1 pseudogene is annotated in these 298 nt (G+C 39.6%); it reads left to right on the top strand.

The window, feature by feature from the left end:
- Window positions 1-298, top strand: a pseudogene (rplB, locus tag J8281_RS19465) (50S ribosomal protein L2); the annotation flags it as partial.

Below are 298 nucleotides of genomic sequence, written 5' to 3'. Positions count from 1 at the left end.
ATCCGACTTATAGAGTACGATCCAAACAGAACAGCGTTTATCGCTTTATTGAACTATCAAGATGGAGAGAAGCGTTACATCATTGCTCAAAATGGTTTACAAGTTGGGCAAAATGTAGTGTCTGGAGATTCAGGTGTTGCTCCAGAAATAGGTAATGCAATGCCATTAAGTGAAATTCCATTAGGTACTATTATTTCTTGTTTAGAGTTACGTCCTGGTCAAGGTGCTGTTATGGCGCGTAGTGCAGGTGCATTTGCTCAATTAATGGCAAGAGACGGTAAGTTTGCAACAGTTAAAT

It is taken from the genome of Aquimarina sp. U1-2, assembly GCF_017897595.1.
Classification (GTDB): Bacteria; Bacteroidota; Bacteroidia; order Flavobacteriales; family Flavobacteriaceae; genus Aquimarina.
This window is presented reverse-complemented; position numbering and strand designations above follow the sequence as displayed.